The following is a 19,801-nucleotide window of genomic DNA, read 5'->3' as shown; positions in this document are numbered from 1 at the left end:
GGCAATCCGGAAGTCGACGGAGGCGCGCTCAAGGAATGGTGTCGATCTTCCGGATGCGAGCCAGGTGGCGGCCTCCCTCAAATTCCGTTGTCAGCCAAATATTTACAATCTTATGAGCCATTTCCTCGGAAATGGTGCGCTCGCCGAGGGATAGGCAGTTTGCATCGTTATGGGAGCGGCTCCAGATGGCGACCTGTTCATTCCAGCAGAGGCCGCAGCGAACGCCCCGGACGCGATTGGCCACGATGGCTTCGCCATTTCCGGAACCGCCGAGGACGATGCCACGTTCGACATCACCCCGGGCAACGGCTTCCGCCACGGGTCGAATGAAGTCGGGGTAGTCACAACTTGCGTCGGAGTAGGTGCCGAGGTCACGCACGGTGTGGCCGGCCGTGAGAAGCATGGCCTTGATGGACTCCTTGTAGCGGAAACCCGCGTGATCAGAGCCTATGGCAATGGTAAATGGTTTCATTTGGATCGGAATACAGGTATGGACTCGAGGAGTTGCAGCCTGCCGTGTTCGCGGTAGGTTGACGACATCGTCGGTGTCATTTCCGTGACCGGCAAAGACAAACTTCCATGAACTTACAAACTCTGATCGTTGCGGGTGCTTCAGGTCTTGCGCTTGGGCTGAGCGCGTGTTCGTCCGTGCAGGATCGCATGGACCGGGATCCCTCGACATATGCCGGTTCCTCGAGGGAGGACCAGGCTTTGATCCGCAATGGAAAGGTTGCGGTGGGGTTCACCCGCGAGCAAGTGCGCATGGCCCTGGGCGATCCAACCGGCGTGGCCACGCGCACCACGGCGGAGGGCAGCCAGGAAGTGTGGAGTTACCATGACAAGGGACCGAAGTTTGGACTCGGTGTCGGCGTGGGTGGTGGCAGCGGCGGGGTGGGTGTGGGCGTGGGGGTTGGCACGGGGGACCGGTCGGATGAACCGAGGATGCGCATCATATTCAGTGCCGATCGCGTGGTCTCGGTCGAACAACACGCCAAGTAGAGGCATGAGCGGCAGAACGAGGCTGGGGTATGGAACCGAGAGGCGGTGCGGGACGTCATATGTTTCAGAAATACTTCAACCATTACATTCAACCCACAGATTCATCATGAAATCGTTTCATCTCCGTCTGTTGCTTGCACCGATGCTTTTGGTGCTTTTCGCGGCGGGGTGCTCAACCCCGCAGAGCCGCATAGACAAGAACCCGGCTGCTTTCTCACGACTGACGCCGCAGCAGCAGGACCTGATCAAGAAAGGGCAGGTCGCGCTCGGTTTTGACAAGGAGGCGGTCCAGCTTGCGCTCGGTGAGCCGGACAGATTGATCACGCGCACGGATGCATCGGGCACCAAGGAAATCTGGAGCTACACGACCTATGAGGGCATGGACGGCGCATTCCTCTACCGCGGCTGGTATCATCGATACTATTGCTACGCGGATCCCATGTATCCCTATTACCTGAATTTCCCGAGTCGCCGCACGCGTGAGCGTTTTCGCGTGGTTTTCTCGGACAACAAGGTCATTGAGATCCAGCAGGAGCACTAGCCGGATCGAAAAGTCACGCCTTCGTGCAATCCTTCGCCGGACCCTTGTGTGGTCCGGCTTTTCTTTGGCTTCACTCGCATGTTCGCCCCGGGTAGGTTGGGTCTCCTCCAGCGATACCAACCACCGCCACCATGCGATCGATCAACCGTTTCCTTGTCCAAAACTCCCTCCGCATCAGCACGAACCCGTGCGTGAGCCCTGACTTCTGTCTGGACTGGCCGGCGCTGGCGGCGGCGATTTCAGGGAATCACCTGTCGGTTCGGAACTGGCCGAAGAGCAGCTTTGCAACAGCCGAGGGGCAGTGGTGTCTGGTTGAGGATGGATCGACCGGAGACTGCGCTTGGAAGTTCAGCCCTGCGGAGGCGCGCGCGGTGTCAGCCGGACTTGAGGATGGGCGGAACATTGGGAGTGCGCGCTATTTTCCCGCGACCTGGGAGAACCTTCTCCGGTTGAAGAATCTGGTGCAGACGCACGATGCCGACTCGACGATTTTTCCGACGGCAACCGAGCGGCTTGGGCAGTCGACACTGGGAATAGGGGCGCGATTCACGACGCTGCACTGGCCGGCGGTGGAGTGGGCCATGAGTGCGCTGGACATTGGAGTGACGGCAAATCAGAACTCCATCCCGCGCGAGCTGGTTTTCGACGTCGACGCCATGCTTGCAGGCGGGCTGGACACTGTGCCGTTTCCATTCATTGGAACGAACGTCCCGGAAGGGCACCAGGGACAGAGTGTGGAGGGCATGAGCCATGGCTCCGTGCTGTCGAAGCTGAAGCATGGATTTCATCACTTGAAGATTGCCTGGAGCTTCAATGCGGATCACCAGCCGATTGGCGGAAAGTTCGATGCGCGTGAAGATCAGCTCGTGGGGGGATGTCTGCTGGCCAGCTACATCACCTTCGATCTCTCGCCCGAGCTTGCGCGAAAGCAGCCCGCGGATGTGAAGTCGATCGATGCGGCGTTGATCGCGGCGGTCAGGACGCGCGTTGCTGCAGCCGGAGTCATCCTGGACGATGATGCGTTTTCAACCCTCCTTGCGACGGTCTGGCCCTCGCTGCAGAAGATGAAGCGCCGCGATGAAAAGTATGCAGCGGCGCGCGCGGCGGCATTTGCGACGCGGGCAGGGCGTGCGTATCTCCGTGAACTGTCGATCGATGAACTTCCGGGACTCACGACGCCGGAGACAACAGCCATCATGCTCGCGCTGTGCGAGGTGATGGGCATGAAGATTCACTTCGTGGCTCCGGCGTTTGGTTTCCAGAAAAACATGCCGTATCCAGACAATGCGGCGCTGCGCGGTCTCATCGAGAAGCAATGGCGGGTGTGTCGTCAGTTTGGAGCGAGCATCGGATTCCATTCTGGGTCGGGAAAATCCGCTGAAAACTACCGCGTCATGGGAGAGGTCACGGGACGGCATCTTGAGATCAAGACGAGCGGACGCTACACCTATGAGATGGGACGCGCGCTTTTTGCATCCCGGGATCCGGCGGATCAGGCGCTGTGGCGCGACTGGTATCGCTTTACGGTTGAGCTCGCGCTTCTGGGGGCGTTCAGCGCCGATGCGACCGAGCGGAAGATGGCGCGAAGCTTCATCACGGATGCGCTGCTGAAGTCGGGAGCGGGGGATTCCGAACCCTTCACAAATCAGACGGCGACACGTGCGGCGCTGGAGAAACTGGCTCCGAGCCCTGAGCACATGTTTTGGTTTGAGTACAATTTCCTGTTCGTGCTTGCAGCCGAGGGGCGTGCGGAAAAGAGCGCGCTTGGCGATCATTCGTCCGCGGGTTACCGCCAGCGGGCGCGCTTTTATTCAATCAGCGAAGAGGGCCGGCTGAACTATGCGCGCAATGTCGCGGCCTACATCATCTTCCTTGCGGAGCACACGGGTCTGGCGTCCATCGAGCGATGCCGGGCGGCGAGATCGCTGCTGGAGCGATACGCGAAAATGGATGACTTCCTTGGCGACATCGGGCGTTGAAATCCGGTTGGGACGGGCGCGCCGGAGAACAAGCCGGTCACGACGGAGCGTGCCCCTCCAATATTGGTTGAAGTTCCGTTGGAGGGGCATGCTTTGTCATGCCCAGGGGACGCGCATCGCGGTGCGGCGCCGGAGGTAGCGCGGTTGGAGCATGGCGGGAGATTTCAGGGTGTGAGAATCGAAATCACGACATCGAGCGGTCGAACCGGTCACGACGGAGCGGAGCGTGCCGTGCGGGGATGAGTTCCCGGAGGTTGTCGGCCCCGTGACACTGGAATGTCAGCGTGAGCCTGCGTTGAATGGTACGGAAACCCTCACATTGGCAGTGCGGCCGCTGTTGGTGGTTGCCGGCTTGAAACGCCACTTTGCGAGGGCGACCAGACAGGCGTTTCCAAAGTTCACGGAGGATGTCTTTTCCACGTTCAGCGAACGAGGCACACCGTCGCGATCAATCACACAGGAGATCACCGCTTCCTCCGGAACGTCGCGTCCCCGTGATTCATAGTCCGGAGCGACTGTCTTGATGGCGACAGGGGCTTTTGCAATTTCGGAAGTCTTCAGTATGCGATCAAAGGGAAGCAGACTGGCGGTGACCTCCGAGTCGGAACCGGCCTTAATTCGGGTGGTGATGGTCGCGGAGTCATGTTCCGCCAGCGATAGATCGAAGGTGTACTCCCCCGGCTCAAGTTCGGGCAATTGGAGCGGCGTGGTGCCCATGACTTCGCCGTCCCTCATGACAATCGCACCCGCGGGAGTTGAACTCACCGTCAGGCGTGAGGTTGCAAAGAGAGGCACCACCTGAGTCGTGCTCAAGGAGGAGATTTTTGCAGTTGCGGTCACCGGTTTCCATCCTGTGCGCAGGAGTGTGACCACATAGTCGCCTACAACAAGATCGTTGAGCGTGGCCGGGGTGACACCGGTCTGGATGGGTTTGGATTCCGGCTGCTCCGTCGATTGGCGCAACTCAAACGTCAGCCCGGCGGGTTCACTGAGGATTTCAAGCCGGCCGACTTGGCGCATGAGTTCAATCAGGCCGAGATCCGTCGTATGGTCGCGCTTGATTTCGACTGTGCGTGTGGTCGTGTCATAGCCGGGCAGACTGATGGCCAGGCTGTGTGTTCCGATGGAAAGGCTGTTGGTAGTCAGAGGAGTCGCCTGCGGAAGCGCACCGTCAATTGAAACATGGGCGCCGGTTGGATCCGTGCGAACAACGAGAATGCCTGGTGCGTTTTCGCGACGCTCAGCTTCGACTCGTTCGAGGATCTCTTGTTCGGTGCGCAGTCTGACGGCGGCGACGGCTTTCTCGCGTTCAATCTCGGCTTCCTTGCGAAGGCGCTCCGTTTCCAAACGCGCAGCTTCCTCCTCCTGCCTGGCCTTGGCGAGGGCGTCAGCAGCCCGCTTCTCGGCCTCGACTCGGAGAGTCTGGGCGATTTCTTGCTGTCTGTGTGCATCGAAAGTGAACCAGCCGGCCACTCCGACGGCGAGAACAGCCGTGATTGCCACAAACAGCGCGATTGGGCGTTTCCCTCCCTTCTCCTTCGTTGCGTCGCCGGGAGTGTCGGATTTTGAAGCTTCCGCGGACGGAGAAACCTTCGGGACAGCAGCGGGCGGCGGTGATGAAGTTGCAACCTCATTGGTCGCATGCTGGAGGCTTGTTGCGGACTGCTCTTCTGGTTTCGCCAGCGGATGGGTTTCAACGTGCTTGGTGGTCCTGTCCGAAAGCAGTGCCTTTGTTTCCGTCTGAGTCAGGACGGATGCCGCCAGCGCCCTCGCCGTCGGACTTTTTTGTGTTGGCGCCTGTCTGACTGCGATGTTTTCAGCGGGAGGCGTCGGGCTTGTAAGAGCCTTTGCCCGCGCGGTCGCCTGAGCGAGCACGGAGGTTGCCGCCGGCCTTGATTCAGATTGCGTGTGAGTCCTCGCCGCAAAGCTGTGTGCGGACTCAGGCACCCCGGCTCCGACCCCGGGCGTCACCAAGGCCTCCGCTTCCCTGGCTGACGAAGCAGGAGCGGTTTGCCCGGAGTGGACTTTGGATTTGGCTTCAATTTCGATCATCTGCCATGCGGGGTGCCAGCAATCGGAGCCCCCAGCCCGGCTCCCCACCATGTGCAGCAATCCCGCAGCATTGAAACCGAGCCGGTTGACCAATGAGTTGCCGACAAAATCCACGCCCAACTCCTGTGCGAGGGAGGTGATCGCTGGGTGCCATGGGGTGAGACCGAGGAGGATGCCAACGTCGTGAGCAAACCAGATGTTGTCTGAGGGAAGGCCGAGGCAGAAAATGGACGATGGATCTCCTCCGACGGCCTTGACCGCCGCTTTAACCTCAGGAAGCAGACGTTTCACGACCTTGGGGCCGGTGTCGGCGAAATCGAAGAACGAATTGAGAAAGAGTTTTGCCGCTGCACCCCGTGAGGCGAGAGAGAGCTCCGCTTGAATGGCGTCGGCGACATGGTCCAATCCGACGGAACAGCCTCGAACCGCGAGCACACCCTTGCGATTGACGAGATGGAAAGTGGAGGATTGCCTGCCCAGATCCCAAACCAGAACTGAACTGGGTGCGCCGGAGAGTTGGCAGGCGGTTTGAAGAGCTCCGAGGTGATTGGTGACGGCAGGTGATATGATGGTTTCCTTCAGCCCCAGGTCAGAAAGATAGGCCTGCGAAGCCGCCAGTACCTCCTGTCCCGAGCCGACAAGCAGCCAGCGGGAGCGCGCCGATGCGTTGATCGATCTACCGTCATCTGCATTGCACGCAGCGAGGGCGATTGGACCGACGAGACGCTCGCACGGCATCTCGATGTGTCGGACAATTTCGCCCGGGGTTTGAAGCTGCCTGCATTCATCTTCAGAGGCGAGATACGAGAAGCTTCGGGATGGACTGATGGCTGCAAGAACGGGACTCGAGGAAAACTCTCCTTTGGGAGATCCCTCCTTCAATGCCTGCAGGATGTCATCGCGTTGATCGCGCAGGCATTCGCGGTAGAGCTCGATCGTATGACCGCGAGCCCGTACGAGCTGAACAGTCAGCTCTGAAATCTCAATGAAGAGGGCATTTCCTAGGGAGTTGGGCACCTTTGAAAAGGGTTTAGACTCCTTCCATCGGCTGATTTGCGGTTAAGTTGAAGCGCAAGAATATAGCGATACCATGATATCATGCGCAATCGTGGGTGCCAGCCGGCTGACAATTGGTCGCGCGAATCAGCGACCATGGGAAGAACATGTACGCTGTTGATCTCCCGCCGAGTCTACGCAGCCAAACCGGCGGCCAAAGCCAGGGCACCGCGCGTGCGGTTCATGATGTACAAGTGGTAGCCCGGGGCACCCTGCCCGAGCAGGTCTCGGATCTGGTCCAACGCCCAGTCGAGTCCGATCATTTCGGCGACGTCGGGGTTGTCGTCTGTGGCTTCGAGGCGACGCAGCAACCGTTGCGGCAAGGTTGCGCCGCACAAGGCGGTGAAACGCTGGATCTGCTTGAGGGAGAGCACAGGCATGACGCCGGGGACAACCGGGACCGATATTCCCCGTCGGTGGCAGCGTGCGACGAAGTCGAAGTAGATCGCGTTGTCGAAGAACAACTGGGTTGTGATGAAGGAGGCTCCGGCGTCGACCTTTCGTTTCAGCGCGTCGAGGTCCGAATCAAGGGATGCCGCTTCGGGGTGCTTTTCGGGATAACCGGCGACGCCGAGGCAGAAATCAGGATGGCGGTTCTTGAGCAGGACAACCAGCTCGCTGGCGTAACGCAGGCCGTCGGATGCGACAGGAAAACTGGCGGTGCCTCTGGGGGGATCGCCGCGGAGTGCCATGATGTTTCGGAAGCCATCCGCGTGGATGCGATCCGCCAGCGCGGCAAGCTCGGTGCGGGAATGTCCGACGCAGGTGAGGTGGGGCATGACCGTGAAGCCGAGGTCATTTTTCAAAATGGCGCTGACCTGACTGGTCCGATCGCGCGTGCTTCCGCCTGCCCCGTAGGTGACAGAAACGAAATCGGGTGAAATCCGCTTGAGTGCGGATGCAGACTGTCGAAGCGACTCGATCCCTGATTCGTCCTTGGGCGGGAAAAATTCCAAAGAGCGCAGCGGCCGCTTTTGGGCGAACAAGGCTGAGATCGGATGATCAGGAATCATTTCATATCAACATATGCGTATGTGTTGATATGATGTAAAGCCATTCTGGATTCGCCGAATCGGCAGACGAATGGCGTGAGTTCAAAACGCGACGCTTGAGCCCGTCACAGAGCTTGGAGCCATCGAGGGGATTTACATACCCGGACTTGCCCTTCCATTGGCTAGGAAAGGCGATTGCTGTTGAACTGGCTGGTCGACGCCGGATTGCAAGGCCGGCGCTGCTTCAAGGAGTGGAAGGCTTGGAGCTTGAGGTTGGTGTGACAGGCGCCGGCGTGGGAGCGGGAGCGTCCTCGAACATATCGGGCTCGCTTGCAGGGAGACTTGTGAATGCCGATTCGTACACCTGAAATGCACGCTTCTTCATCAGGGCGTTTACGGGGGCAGCCGAATCGGAACTCTTGACGACCACGAAAACCGGACCGGCGGGGATGGTTTCCGTGGTTTCAGCGGCCTTTGCCGGGCCTCCCTTTTCGTCGGCCTTGTGTCCCGCATCAGCGCTGGCGCTGCTCTTGGATTTGTCGTCGGTCTTGGCAAGATCTGCGACCGATCCGAGGGCTGCAGGGCCGGTGGAACCGTCCTTTTTGGCTTCGGGTGCCTTGACGATTTTTTGCTCGGGCTTGCGGCCCAGGGCCACATCGATCGTCTTTCCGTCAAATGTCGTGAACCGGATATTCCGGGAGTGTTCCCTGGCGGCGACGGCGTTGGGATCTGTGAGGTCGCTTGTATCGGAAAAACGAATGCTGCCGGCACTGGAGATGAGCGATGTGATGCTTTCGTTCTTCAGGCGCTTGCCCTTGGGCGCCTCGGTCGATGCAAATGAATCCTCCTTCCTGGTGCGTTTTGCAGTCAGGTTGTCGCCGTTGGGGAAGGAAATTTCCACCGAGGAGATATCCTCGGGTTTCAGTGAGAGCAGACTCGCGTCAGCCCAGTTTTTCGGCTCCACGTCGAGGTACGCGTTCAACCGGGTGAGGAAGGCTTTGTTCTCCTTGCCGAATCGAACAAAGCGTCCGCCGCCTTCCGCGTACTTGCCGATGGTCAGTGACCAAGGCTCCTGGTTTGCGCCGTCGGAAATCGTGATGCCGGTGTCTTTGAACTCAAGGGCGCCTATGCGCTCGGGATTCTGTGTCACCAGTCGATCAAGCTTTGCTGTGGTCAGGTCGCCGATGAGCCGAGAGAGTTTGGTGAAGTCGGCGGGGAAGTCGTAGTAGTTGGTGACTTGCCAGTTGCCGTCCGCCGCCTTCGTCAGTGTCACGGCCTTTCCATTCTCCGTCAGACCGATCGTGCGGGCCTGCTCGATCACATTTCGCGCGACGAGCAGCTGGCCGACACGCGCATCGGTGGGAGGATGCTTCGCAGGACGGGTGAGGAAATGCACGCCAACGGAAACCGCGGCAAGGATGACGACGACGACGACGAGAGTTTTCAGTTTCATGCCTTCAGCGAGTGGGAGGGGCGATGGATGGATGAGTGGTCCTGGGCGGCTACACGTGACGGCGCCGCTGGAACCAGAATCCGAACAGGATGACGAGAATGACCGGTGCGGTGAGGTTGATGGCGAGCAGGCTGTTCTCCAGGAATTCAATGTCCTCGCGGAGCGCCTTTCGGATTTCGCGGCGCTCTCCACGCATGGTCGCCTGCTGCGTCTGGAAGTCCTCGATGGCCTTCTGGACCTCCGGCGTTGCGATGAGACGATTGCCTTCGGTGCTCTTGCCCTGGAGGTCGCTCAGTTTCTTTTGCACATCCGAGAGACGGCTCTCGAGGGCGGACAATTGATCCTGATAGCGTTTCTGCGCCTCGATCTCCAAATTGCGCACGACGGTGAAGGGCCGCACGGAGCTTCCCTTTCCGCGCAGGGAGATCAGATCCTTTGATCCGCCGAGGAACTCAAGGCTGTTGCTTGCAAATGCAAGGTTGTCATTGAGCGGACGTGCGGCCTGGGTGCCGAGGAAATTGAAGCGCTCGACGCTGTAGTCGTCGAAGAGCCAGTCGGTGTCGGCGATGACGAAGAGAGTGGAGCTTGATGTGGAATCCTTGAGGGCGGGAGCCGCGGCGGGTTCGGGTGGCTTCGGTTCCTTTGCGTTTGCATCCGCTGGCGGCTCCGCTTTGGGAGCGCCGTCGGGAAATGCGGTGGTGAATTTTCCGGTGATGAGGACCGCCAGGGTTTTCTTCCCGGATGGCGTGATCTGACGCGCAACCTCATCCGGCTGTGCGAACTGAAGGGTCATGGCGGGAAGGTCGCCCGAGTTTGCGGAGGTTTCAATCAAGGGCGTCACCGTGCGGCCCGACGCGGTCACGCTGAGGCTTCCGCTTTCGACGAAGAGGAGCGACTTCAACTGGCCCACCATCGTTGCCTGTTTGCTGAACGAGCCCTCCGTCAAGGAAAGCCAGATGGGGTAGCGCACGACGCCGCCGGGGCCGGTTTGAACCGAGGTGGCGTTGTCGAGGTCGCCGACGACGTTCTGCGGATTGTAGTTCACCCCCCAGGCCTTCAGCATGGGCAGGTCGCTGGATACATTGGGCTGGGGGCCTCCGAACATAGCGTTCTGGCCTCCCATTCGCCTGAAGTACTGGGATGCGGGGTCGACCGCGACGAACACGGGTTTTCCCGCGAGCAGGAACTGGTCGATGGCGAACTCCAGCTTGGGAGTGAGATTCTGGGGATGGATGACGGCGAGAACGTCGAGGCCGTCGGGAAGGGACGTGGCTGTCGCCTCCACCGGGACGATTTCGAAAGTCTTCGCCCACTCGTCGGCGACAAGCTGGCCGGTCGGCCGCTGCCGTTGCTGCATCATCATCGGGTTCATGGGAGGCGCCTGGAGGGGCAGGCTGGTGATGAGGCCGAGCTTTTTCTTTGCGATTGTCTGGACGCTGTAGAGGAGCTCCGAGATGTCGTATTCGAGAAACGACTCACGCTGCGGAGTGAATGATGGGATCTCCTTCTGCTGGTCGGCCTGGATTGCAACGAGGCCGAAGTAGAAGGTTTCGCCGGTTGGGAGCCGCTGGGGCTGCAGGCCGGCTGCGCCGGCGCGCTCCTCCTCCTGCGTGTCCGGGCGCGGATCCACGACATTGAGGGTGATTTTTCCGCCGGATGCCCGCACGTACTGCCTGAGCATCTCGCGTATGCGCTCGGCGTAGTTCTTGTACTGGATCGGAAGACCGTTCGCGGAGCGGGAGAAGTAGTAGTCGAGGACGATGGGTTCCTCGATTTTCGAGAGCAGGGATTTCGTGCCGTCCGAGAGCGTGTAGATGTGCTCGGCTGTGGCGTCGGCCCTCAGCGGCAGGCGCGAGGCGAGGTAGTTGACGAGGATGAGGCCCAGAACGAGCAGGGCGACGGAAAGAGTTTTCAGGCCGGGTTTCATGGTGGCGTCGTGCGTGCGAAAACAGGGACCGGTGGTTCAGCGTTCGAGAACAAGCACGTTGACGAACAACGTGAATCCGATCAGGGACAGGAAATAGACGAGATCCTTGGGATCGACGATGCCCTTGGTGAAGGGCTCGAAATGAGTGGAGAAGCTGAAGTTCGCGATGAGATCGGTGAGCCAGATGGGAAGGATCGAGGTCAGCGTTTCACTGAAGACGCTGTAGCCCAGCAGGAGAATGACCAGGCACACCACGACGCTGATCACGAAACTGATCACCTGGTTCTTTGTCATCGCGGAAGTCACGGCGCAGACACCGAGGTAGGCGCCGGCCATCAGGATGCTGCCGAAGTAACTGGTGATGATGATCCCCCAGTCGGGGTCACCCAGGTAGGCAACCGTGATGATCATCGGAAATGAAAGAAGAATCGCGACCGCCAGGAACGCCCACGCCGCGAGAAATTTGGCCAGGACCGCCTGGAGGGTCGTCACCGGAAGCGTGAACAGCAGCTCGATCGTGCCGGTTCGCTTTTCCTCGGACCACAGACGCATGCCGGCTGCGGGGATCAGGAAAAGAAACAGCCAGGGATGAAGGTTGAAAAAGCTGTTCAGGCTGGCGACGTTGGCCTTGAAGAATTCGCCGATGAAGAACGCCAGACCCACGCTTGCGATCAGGAAGATCGACAGAAACACGTAGGCGACGGGCGAGCGGAAGTAGCCGAGAAACTCGCGTTTGAACAATGGTACGATTTGGCTCATCGGAAATTATGCGGACGATGGTTCACGTGTCGCTTTGCGTCAGGCTCCGGAAGATGGCATCAAGCCGGGCGCCCGGTTGACGGGCCTGGAACCGGGCGGGTGTCTCGTCGACGACAACCTTTCCCTGCGAGATGATGATGACGCGCGTGCAGATGGCGTCGACCTCCTCAAGAATGTGGGTTGAAAGCACGACGGCCTTTTCCGTGGCCATGCTCTTGATGAGCGAGCGCACCTCATTCTTCTGATTTGGGTCGAGGCCGTCCGTGGGTTCGTCGAGGATGAGCACGGGAGGATCGTGAAGCAGTGCCTGGGCGAAGCCGACCCGCTGCTTGAATCCTTTCGAAAGGGTTTCGATTGACTGGTGCCGGACCGGTTCGAGGTGAGTGAGCCGAATGGCGCGTTCCCTTTGGGCATCGCGGGCCTCAGCGGAAACGAAGCCGCGGATCTCGGCGATGAAGTCCAGGAATTCCTGCACGGTCATTTCGCCGTAAGCGGGGGCGCTTTCCGGGAGGTATCCGATTTTCCGCTTCACTGCGACAGGATCCACCGCCACATCGTGTCCATCGACAATGGCAGTCCCGGCCGTGGGACGGAGATAACCGGTGATCATCTTCATCGTCGTCGATTTTCCTGCACCATTGGGTCCGAGAAATCCGAGAATCTCGCCACGCTTGACCGTGAAACTCACATCATCGACTGCGCGTTTGGAACCGTAGGTTTTGACCAGGCCTTTTACTTCGATCATAGGGAGCCGGAAGGAGATAGGGATGAAAGGAGACGCGTCCCGAGACGGGAAGGTTCCGTGAAAAAGGATGTTTCCGTAAGCTCTGGAAGTGCATTTGTTCAAGAAAAAACTCCCGGAATGCCTGTTCCAGCAACGATGATTCATTGCCCTGGCGGGCGATATTTCACCGAGTGGACACGATGGATTCCCGGTCCTTCTCAGTCTTGAGACGAAGCTGGCCGCAGGCGGCGTCGATGTCGTGTCCCTTCTCCCTGCGCAGTGTCACAGGAATGCGTGCAGCCCGCAGAACATCGGCGAAGGCCTCCTGGCGCTCGGGACTGGGGCGCCGCCATTCGAGGCCGTGCACGGTGTTGTAGGGGATTAGATTGACATGCGCATGCAAGTCGCGGGCGATGTCGCGCAGTTCACCGGCTTGATCGATCGAGTCGTTGACGTCCTCGATGAGGATGAATTCGAGCGTGATCATGCGACCGTGTTTTTCCGAAAATGTGCGGATGGCGGGCAGCAGTTTTGCCAGGGGATAGGCCTTGTTTACCGGCATGATTTTTTCGCGCACCTCGTCAGTGGCGCCGTGAAGCGAGACAGCCAGTCTGAAGCCGAGGGGCTCATCGGCGAGCTTGAGAATTTTCGGGACGAGTCCGCTTGTGGAAACCGTGATGCGCCGCGCGCCGAAGCCGAGGCCCCATTCGGCGTTGAGAATGGTGAGGGCGCGGATGAGGTTGTCGTAGTTGGCCAGGGGCTCGCCCATTCCCATGACAACGATATTGTCAAACGAGGCGAGTTCCTCGCGGGCGCGGCTGGTGGAGGAGTCCTCGCGATAGCAGACGTGCAGAAGCTGCGCGACAATCTCGCCGGCGGACAGGTTGCGTTTGAAGCCTGCGAGGCCGCTGGCGCAAAACGCGCAGGCCATGGCGCAGCCGACCTGGGTTGAGATGCAGATTGTCTTGCGCGAGTACTCGAGACCCACGCCTTCCTGAGGTGCCCGGATGATGACTGTTTCTATGAGTGAGCGGTCGCGAAGCTCGAGGAGAAGCTTGTCGGTGACGTCGCGGGACTGTTTGTCGAGGACAAGCGAGAGCGGGGAGAGGTCGTAGGTATCCGAAAGCCAGGCGCGGAGCGGCTTTGAAAGGTTGGACATGTCGTCCCAGCGGCGGGCGCGTTTCTTGTAAATCCAATCGAGGATCTGGCGTGCGCGGAATGCGGGCTCCCCCTGGTCCTTGAGGCTCGCGGAGAGCGTGCCCAAGGTTTCCCCAGTGATCGGAGGCTTTTCGGGAGTGAATCGCATGAGGTGAAATCATTCCGCATTCGACGGCAGAGTCTAGTGCCAAGCGACCGGCTTGCGGCGTCGGGAAATTAATCTCGGATTGCGGGGATTCGAGGGGGCGCGTATGGCTTGCGTTGAATCCTCCCGATGTCGCTTCTGCACCGCTACATATTCCTTGCCGTACTGGGTGCCTGTGGCGCGGCGGTGGCGCTCTTTGCCTTCATGTTGATTGTTGGAAACATGCTGAAGGACCTGCTGCCGTTTGTGATGGGCGGCCAGCTTTCGCCGGGAACCTTTCTCAAGCTGGTGGGATTGCTGGCGCAGGTCGTGGCCGCCTATGCACTGCCGATGGGAGTGCTTACGGGAGTGCTCCTCGTTCTCGGCAGAATGTCGGCGCAGAATGAGATCACTGCGATGCGGGCGGCGGGATTGAGCCTTGTCTATATTGCGCAGCCGATCCTTTTCCTCGGACTTGCCGGGACGCTCCTGTGCGGATACATCAATTTTCATTCCATGCCGAAGTCGAAAACCGCCTACAAACGCATACTGGCGGAAGCGGTTCAGAGGAATCCGCTCAGCTTCATCGTGCCGAAGACCTTCATCCGGGATTTTCGCGGAGTCGTCATTTACGTGGGTGCGAAGCAGGACAATCTGCTGCGGGATGTGTGGATCTGGGAGCTTGACGATCAAAACCGCGTGATTCGCTCGGGTCGGGCGGCGAGCGGAAAGGTCTCCTTTGATGATGCCGGGGGACGGCTTGTACTGGTCCTGAGCCATGTGAGCTTCGAGGTGCGCGACAAGGACAACCCGGAGGACTTCAGCAAGCCGGTCCAGCGCGGCACTTCCGAGGAATTTACGGTTGAGCTGGCGATGGAGCACCTGCTTGGAACGCAGGCGGTGCGGCAGAAACCGGGCTGGATGACGCTGGAGGAGCTGTTCACGCAACAGCAGAAGCTCGCCCGGCCGGACGAATCGGCTGACCCCGAAAGGCGCGAGCGGGAACGCATGGCGATTTCCTTTGCGATCAATGAAAAGGCGACGTCGGCAGTGGCTGTTTTAGCCTTTGCGCTGCTTGCCGTGCCGCTCGGCATCAAGGTGTCAAGGAAGGAGACCAGCGCCAATCTCGGCGTCGCCCTGCTGCTGGTGATGAGTTACTACTTTCTCACGGTGTGCGTCGAGTGGCTTGACAAGAAACCTGCGCTGCGTCCGGACATCCTCATCTGGATTCCGGTATCGCTGTTCCTCGTTCTTGGTTTGGCAATGTTCAGACGCCTGGGGCGCGTCTGAGCAGATGAAACCACGGCCCGCATGGAGCCGTGGTTTCGGGAGCAGTCAGAATTGGATCACGCGGATGCGCGATTGATTGCGCTGACAACAGCCTTGATCGATGCAAGCTCGATGTTGGTGTCGATGCCCGCACCGAAGCAGGTGCGCCCCGTTTCGGTTCTGATCTGGATGTAGCTGACTGCGCGGGCCTCTGCTCCGCTGCCGAGCGAATGCTCGGAGTAGCTGAGCAGCTCGAATTTGGGAATGCCGGCCTCGCGTGTTGCCTGCACGAACGCATCAATTGGGCCGTTGCCCCTGCCGGACACGAGCCTCGCGTTTCCATTGACGACAAGCTCGGCCTGGCAGGTCACCTGGTTCGCGCGGTCGACCGTGCGAAATTCGAGCAGGGACACCGGCGACTTGCGCTCGATGTAGTCACGAATGAAAGCGTCGTGAATTTCCTGCGGGGTCAGCTCCCTCCCGGTGGAGTCGGCGAGTTCGTTGATGGTGCGGCCGATTTCCTTGTGCATGAGCTTGGGCAACTGGTAGCCGAACTCATGCTCGAGGACGTAGGCGACGCCACCCTTGCCCGACTGGGAATTGATCCGGATGATCGCCTTGTAGCTTCGGCCGATGTCAGCGGGATCGATCGGGATGTACAGCACATCCCAGGGCGTGCCCGAAACCTGGCGGTCCCAGGATTTCTTGATCGCATCCTGATGCGAGCCGCTGAAGGCGGTGAACACAAGGTCACCTGCGTAGGGGTGGCGGGTATGGACATCCATGCGCGTAGTCCGCTCGTAGACCTCCCGGATCGAAGGCAGATCGCTCAGATCGAGGCCGGTGGGAATGCCGTGCGTGTGGAGGTTCAGGGCGATGGTGACCAGGTCGAGGTTTCCCGTGCGTTCGCCATTTCCGAAAAGCGTTCCCTCGACGCGATCGGCGCCCGCGAGCAGCGCGAGTTCCGAGGCTGCAACGCCGGTGCCCCGGTCATTGTGGGTGTGCAGGGAAATGATCGTGCTGTCCCGACGGGTCAGGTGGGTGCACATCCATTCAATCTGATCGGCATGCACGTTGGGCGTGGCGTATTCGACTGTCGCTGGGAGATTGATGATGATCCTGTTTTCTGGCGTGGGTTTCCAGACATCCGTGACGGCCTCGCAGATTTGCAGCGAAAAATCGAGTTCGGTGCTGTTGAAGCTTTCAGGGGAGTATTCGAGCCTGAGCCTGGTTCCGCTTGCGACGAGTTCCGCTGCATGCTGCTTGAGCCATTCGATGCCGCGGGTGGCGATGCGGATGATTTCCGATGTATCGGAGTTGAACACGTAGCGCCGCTGGGCCGGCGAGGTCGAGTTGTAGAGGTGGAATATGACACTCCTTGCGCCCCTGAGAGCCTCTATCGACCGCACGATGAGGTCCTCGCGGCACTGGCAGAGGATCTGGATGGAAACATCGGCGGGGATGCGGTTCTCTTCGATGAGCCGGCGGCAGAAATCGAATTCTATCTGGGAGGCCGAAGGGAAACCGACCTCGATCTCCTTGAAGCCTATCTTCACGAGCATTTCGAAGTACTCGAGCTTCTCGTCGACGCTCATGGGCTGGGCGAGCGCCTGGTTGCCGTCGCGGAGATCGACGCTGCACCAGATTGGAGCACGCGTGAGCGTGCGATTCGGCCATTGTCGATGTGGCAGTGAAACCGGCGGGAAGGGCCGGTATTTGGAAATGGGTTGGGACTTCATGATGCAGATTTTGATAGTTTGGAAATTCGAACGGGAGCTTGGATTTGAAGTCGCCCGCGCCGCATGACGGAGACGGGCGGTGTTCCCAGACGGACGCACAGTCGGCCGCGCACGCGGCTCTCACGGACCGTGCGTCTAGGTTAGTCGAAGCGCCTGAACGAATTCTCGCATCAGAATCTCATCGATATCGGTTAATCGGGTTGGAAGTCAAGTCGAGGCACCAGTCGCGCCAGCCTGATGATAGTATCATGCATTTGTTCATGATAAAAACCATAGTATCGGAGGTTGAGGCAGTTGCTTAAGTCGCCGCCTGTGCGCATTGTGGCGCCCGGACGTAACTTGAATGCCATTAGCTGCGTCTTGCTCTTTATGTTTGCACCGTTCTCCATTTCCACATGCCTGATGCCGACGGTGTCGAATTCGATTTTTCCGGGTGTCTGGAGCGCGTTCGACACAATGACCAGGACGCTGCGCGAGCGTTGGTTGAACACCTTTATCCGCTGGTCATCCGGATTGCACGAGCGCGCCTGCCGCGTCGCGTGTCAGAGGAGGACATTGCGCAGGACGTCTTTTTGAAAATGTTTGCGCGGCTTTCACAGTATCAGGGAACGGTGCCGTTCACCCATTGGGTGTCGCGCATTGCGCTGACCACCTGCATCGACCATCTGCGCCAGCAGCAGCGCCGGCCGGAGTTCCGCTGGGCGGATCTTTCCGAAAATGAGGCTGAAGTGCTGGAAAATGTCCTGACAAATGAGAATGACCGGGGGCCGGACGACGCGCTGTCGGCGAAGGAGCTGGTTGGCAAGCTGCTGGAAACCTTGAAGCCGGCGGATCGCATGGTCATTCAGCTTCTCGACCTCGAGCAGAAGTCGATTGCGGAAATAGCTCGATTGACTGGATGGAATTCTTCCCTGATCAAGGTGCGTGCGTTTCGCGCTCGCAAGCGATTGAGGAAGGCCTTGGAAGAACTCGAATCATCAGAACGCTTATGAAACCCACATCCCGGGAAAGTTGGAGTCGATTGGTTGCGCTGGCGCGCCGGGCGCCCTGCGCGGAACCTGCGCCGGTGGAGATACCGCTGGGATTTGCCACGAGAGTCGCCGCCCGCGCGCTGTCAGCGATGGACAAAGGCGTTGCGAGCCTTTTTGAACCCCTCGGACTGAGGGCGCTGGGCATTGCCGCCGTGGCTGCCCTGGTTGTCATGGCGTTGAGCTTCAGTCCGGTCCTGCAGAATCTGCGCGAGGAGACCGCGGCAGTCGGTGCTGACCCGGTTTCCGTATTGGTGGACTGAGAACAGATGAGCAGGTCTTGGAAAGTTTCCTTGGTTTTTGTCGGGATCTTCCTGGCCGGTGGGGTCGTGGGCGGATTTGTGTCGCTGCTGGCGGCCCGGTCGTTTGTCCGGCAGCGCGGTGGACCCACCGAGTTTGCGATAGTGCACAAGGGGCGGTTTCACCAGGCCCTTCAACTCAGCCCCGCCCAGAAGGCGCGCATCGATGCGATCGTGGATGAGACGACCGAGGAATTGAAGAAGGTGCGTCGTGAATCGGGACGACTTTACCAGTCGATGGAATCCAGGATTGAGGCCGAGCTGACACCGGATCAGCGCCGGGAATTTGAAGCGATGCAGAAGCGCTGGCACGATCGACGTGGCAAGATACCGTCGACAGGGCCCGAAACCAAGGGAGGCAGGCGCCCGTCTGCGCCGAAGACCGGACGTCCATCGGATTCACGTGCGCCGTAGCCCATCCTGGGAGGCGTCGCGGTTGCTCAAGATTCCAGTTGCACTACCTGGATCGGCCGCCACCGTGTCGATCGGCCAGGTGCCATGCATGAGCAGGCGCGTGAACCCCGCCAGGACCGGAAGGTAGCAACGGTAACGACGTTCTCTCAGTGCCGTGGAGTGCCTGGCCACCCAATTTCTCACCAGTACTGTGGACGATGTTCGGCCCAAACTGCGCCTGGCGGCAGCAACGAGGTGGCGGTGACGAAGCCGGCCGCCCGGCGTTCCAAGTGCAGCACGCGCCTCGCTCCATCACTCGGGAGCGGGCAGACCGTTTCGGGACGGACTCCGGCGAGTGATCATTTGAGGGTGACGCCCCTGGCCCTTGCAGAGCGCAGCAGGGCTTCGGCCATGTCGGACGGAGTTGCTGCAACCTCAATGCCGCACTCCTTGAATACGGCGATCTTGGCTGCGGCTGTGTCTTCGGCGCCTCCCACGATTGCGCCGGCGTGTCCCATGCGGCGGCCCGCCGGAGCTGTGGCTCCCGCGATGAAACCGGCGACCGGCTTTGTCACGTTGGCCCTGATCCAGCGCGCTGCTTCAACCTCCGCGTTGCCTCCGATCTCTCCGATCAGGATGATGCCGTGAGTGTCTGGATCTGCGTTGAACATCCTGACCACATCCAAGTGGGAGGTGCCGTTGACAGGATCACCTCCGATGCCAACGCACGTGGATTGGCCGATGTTTCTGGTGGTCAATTGATAGACCGCCTCATAGGTCAGTGTCCCTGAGCGCGAAACAACGCCCACGTGGCCCTTCTTGTGAATGTAACCGGGAGCGATGCCAATTCTGCAGCCACCGGTGCTTTGCGGACCCGTTCCTGGTGTCACGAGTCCAGGGCAGTTCGGCCCAACCAGGCGGGTCTTGCTGCCGGAGATCGTCCGCTTCACGCGTATCATGTCACGAACAGGAATGCCCTCGGTGATCGTGACAACGAGATCAAGACCGGCATCCACGCCCTCAAGAATGGCGTCGCCAGCGAAAGGCGGTGGGACAAACACGACGGAGACCATGGCACCAGTGGCCGCGACAGCGTCGTGAACCGAATTGAAGATTGGCACGCGGTGCTGCTCATGTTCGAACACCTGGCCACCTTTGCCGGGGGTCACCCCCCCGACGACCTTTGTGCCGTAGTCGAGTGACAACCGGGCGTGGCGTCCGCCGAAGTCACCGGTGATTCCTTGAACGAGGATTTTTGTTTCGGGGGTGATGAGAATGGCCATGGGAGAGGTGCGGCTGAAGTCAGTTT

The 19,801-nt window shown here is 59.7% G+C and carries 17 protein-coding genes and 1 other RNA gene; 8 read left to right on the top strand and 10 right to left on the bottom strand.

What is annotated here, in order from left to right; genetic code table 11:
- Positions 1–28 precede the first annotated feature (28 nt).
- A complete protein-coding gene (gene rpiB, locus HS122_04270) occupies positions 29–472 on the bottom strand; it encodes a ribose 5-phosphate isomerase B (protein MBE7537607.1) in 444 nt (147 codons plus the stop codon).
- A gap of 107 nt (positions 473–579) precedes the next feature.
- On the opposite strand from rpiB, the gene HS122_04265 reads away from it, so the two are divergent.
- From HS122_04265 to HS122_04255, 3 genes are all read left to right on the top strand, one after another.
- On the top strand, positions 580–999 hold the full coding sequence (locus HS122_04265) for a hypothetical protein (GenBank protein MBE7537606.1): 420 nt from the start codon (positions 580–582) through the stop codon (positions 997–999).
- 106 nt (positions 1,000–1,105) lie between these two features.
- The gene (locus tag HS122_04260) at positions 1,106–1,540 is read left to right on the top strand and encodes a hypothetical protein (protein MBE7537605.1); all 435 of its coding nucleotides are present in this window, start codon (positions 1,106–1,108) and stop codon (positions 1,538–1,540) included.
- A gap of 131 nt (positions 1,541–1,671) precedes the next feature.
- The gene (locus HS122_04255) at positions 1,672–3,519 is read left to right on the top strand and encodes a hypothetical protein (GenBank protein ID MBE7537604.1); all 1,848 of its coding nucleotides are present in this window, start codon (positions 1,672–1,674) and stop codon (positions 3,517–3,519) included.
- Positions 3,520–3,798: 279 nt separating this feature from the next.
- On the opposite strand, the gene HS122_04250 is transcribed toward HS122_04255, so the two are convergent.
- The 7 genes from HS122_04250 to rlmN form a co-directional block, all read right to left on the bottom strand.
- On the bottom strand, positions 3,799–6,588 hold the full coding sequence (locus tag HS122_04250; GenBank protein ID MBE7537603.1) for a PEGA domain-containing protein: 2,790 nt from the start codon (positions 6,586–6,588) through the stop codon (positions 3,799–3,801).
- A gap of 173 nt (positions 6,589–6,761) precedes the next feature.
- Positions 6,762–7,640: a methylenetetrahydrofolate reductase [NAD(P)H] gene (gene metF / locus HS122_04245; protein ID MBE7537602.1), complete on the bottom strand. Its 879-nt coding sequence runs from the start codon at positions 7,638–7,640 to the stop codon at positions 6,762–6,764.
- Positions 7,641–7,863: 223 nt separating this feature from the next.
- Positions 7,864–9,072 carry a DUF4340 domain-containing protein gene (locus HS122_04240; GenBank protein ID MBE7537601.1) on the bottom strand — a complete coding sequence of 403 codons (1,209 nt, stop codon included), beginning with the start codon at positions 9,070–9,072 and terminating at the stop codon, positions 7,864–7,866.
- Between the two features lie 49 nt (positions 9,073–9,121).
- Positions 9,122–10,999 carry a Gldg family protein gene (locus tag HS122_04235; GenBank protein MBE7537600.1) on the bottom strand — a complete coding sequence of 626 codons (1,878 nt, stop codon included), beginning with the start codon at positions 10,997–10,999 and terminating at the stop codon, positions 9,122–9,124.
- Between the two features lie 36 nt (positions 11,000–11,035).
- Complete coding sequence (locus HS122_04230; protein ID MBE7537599.1) at positions 11,036–11,758, bottom strand: ABC transporter permease; 723 nt, start codon at positions 11,756–11,758, stop codon at positions 11,036–11,038.
- Between the two features lie 22 nt (positions 11,759–11,780).
- On the bottom strand, positions 11,781–12,503 hold the full coding sequence (locus HS122_04225) for an ATP-binding cassette domain-containing protein (protein ID MBE7537598.1): 723 nt from the start codon (positions 12,501–12,503) through the stop codon (positions 11,781–11,783).
- A 163-nt stretch (positions 12,504–12,666) separates the two neighbouring features.
- Positions 12,667–13,788, bottom strand: a complete 1,122-nt coding sequence (gene rlmN / locus HS122_04220) for a 23S rRNA (adenine(2503)-C(2))-methyltransferase RlmN (GenBank protein MBE7537597.1) — start codon at positions 13,786–13,788, stop codon at positions 12,667–12,669.
- Between the two features lie 126 nt (positions 13,789–13,914).
- On the opposite strand from rlmN, the gene HS122_04215 reads away from it, so the two are divergent.
- Positions 13,915–15,054, top strand: coding sequence for a YjgP/YjgQ family permease (locus HS122_04215; GenBank protein MBE7537596.1), 1,140 nt, complete (start codon positions 13,915–13,917; stop codon positions 15,052–15,054).
- A 56-nt stretch (positions 15,055–15,110) separates the two neighbouring features.
- On the opposite strand, the gene leuA is transcribed toward HS122_04215, so the two are convergent.
- On the bottom strand, positions 15,111–16,772 hold the full coding sequence (gene leuA / locus HS122_04210; GenBank protein MBE7537595.1) for a 2-isopropylmalate synthase: 1,662 nt from the start codon (positions 16,770–16,772) through the stop codon (positions 15,111–15,113).
- 395 nt (positions 16,773–17,167) lie between these two features.
- Between leuA and HS122_04205 the strand changes: the two genes are divergently transcribed.
- The 4 genes from HS122_04205 to ffs all read left to right on the top strand — a co-directional run bounded on the left by HS122_04205 (position 17,168) and on the right by ffs (position 18,685).
- Entirely contained in the window at positions 17,168–17,764 is a 597-nt protein-coding gene (locus HS122_04205; protein MBE7537594.1) for an RNA polymerase sigma factor, read from the top strand.
- Positions 17,761–18,063 (top strand): hypothetical protein, encoded by a 303-nt coding sequence (locus HS122_04200; GenBank protein ID MBE7537593.1) that lies wholly within the window; start codon positions 17,761–17,763, stop codon positions 18,061–18,063. The genes HS122_04205 and HS122_04200 overlap by 4 nt, the downstream gene beginning before the upstream one ends.
- Before the next feature lie 6 nt (positions 18,064–18,069).
- Complete coding sequence (locus HS122_04195) at positions 18,070–18,513, top strand: hypothetical protein (GenBank protein ID MBE7537592.1); 444 nt, start codon at positions 18,070–18,072, stop codon at positions 18,511–18,513.
- Between the two features lie 73 nt (positions 18,514–18,586).
- An RNA gene (gene ffs / locus HS122_04190) (signal recognition particle sRNA small type) lies at positions 18,587–18,685 on the top strand.
- A gap of 166 nt (positions 18,686–18,851) precedes the next feature.
- Here the strand turns inward: ffs and sucD are convergent.
- Positions 18,852–19,775 (bottom strand): succinate--CoA ligase subunit alpha, encoded by a 924-nt coding sequence (gene sucD / locus HS122_04185; protein MBE7537591.1) that lies wholly within the window; start codon positions 19,773–19,775, stop codon positions 18,852–18,854.
- Positions 19,776–19,801: the final 26 nt, after the last annotated feature.

This window comes from Opitutaceae bacterium (assembly GCA_015075305.1).
Classification (GTDB): Bacteria; Verrucomicrobiota; Verrucomicrobiia; order Opitutales; family Opitutaceae; genus UBA6669.
The sequence above is the reverse complement of the archived record's forward strand: the minus strand, read 5'-3'. Positions and strand labels throughout refer to the sequence as shown.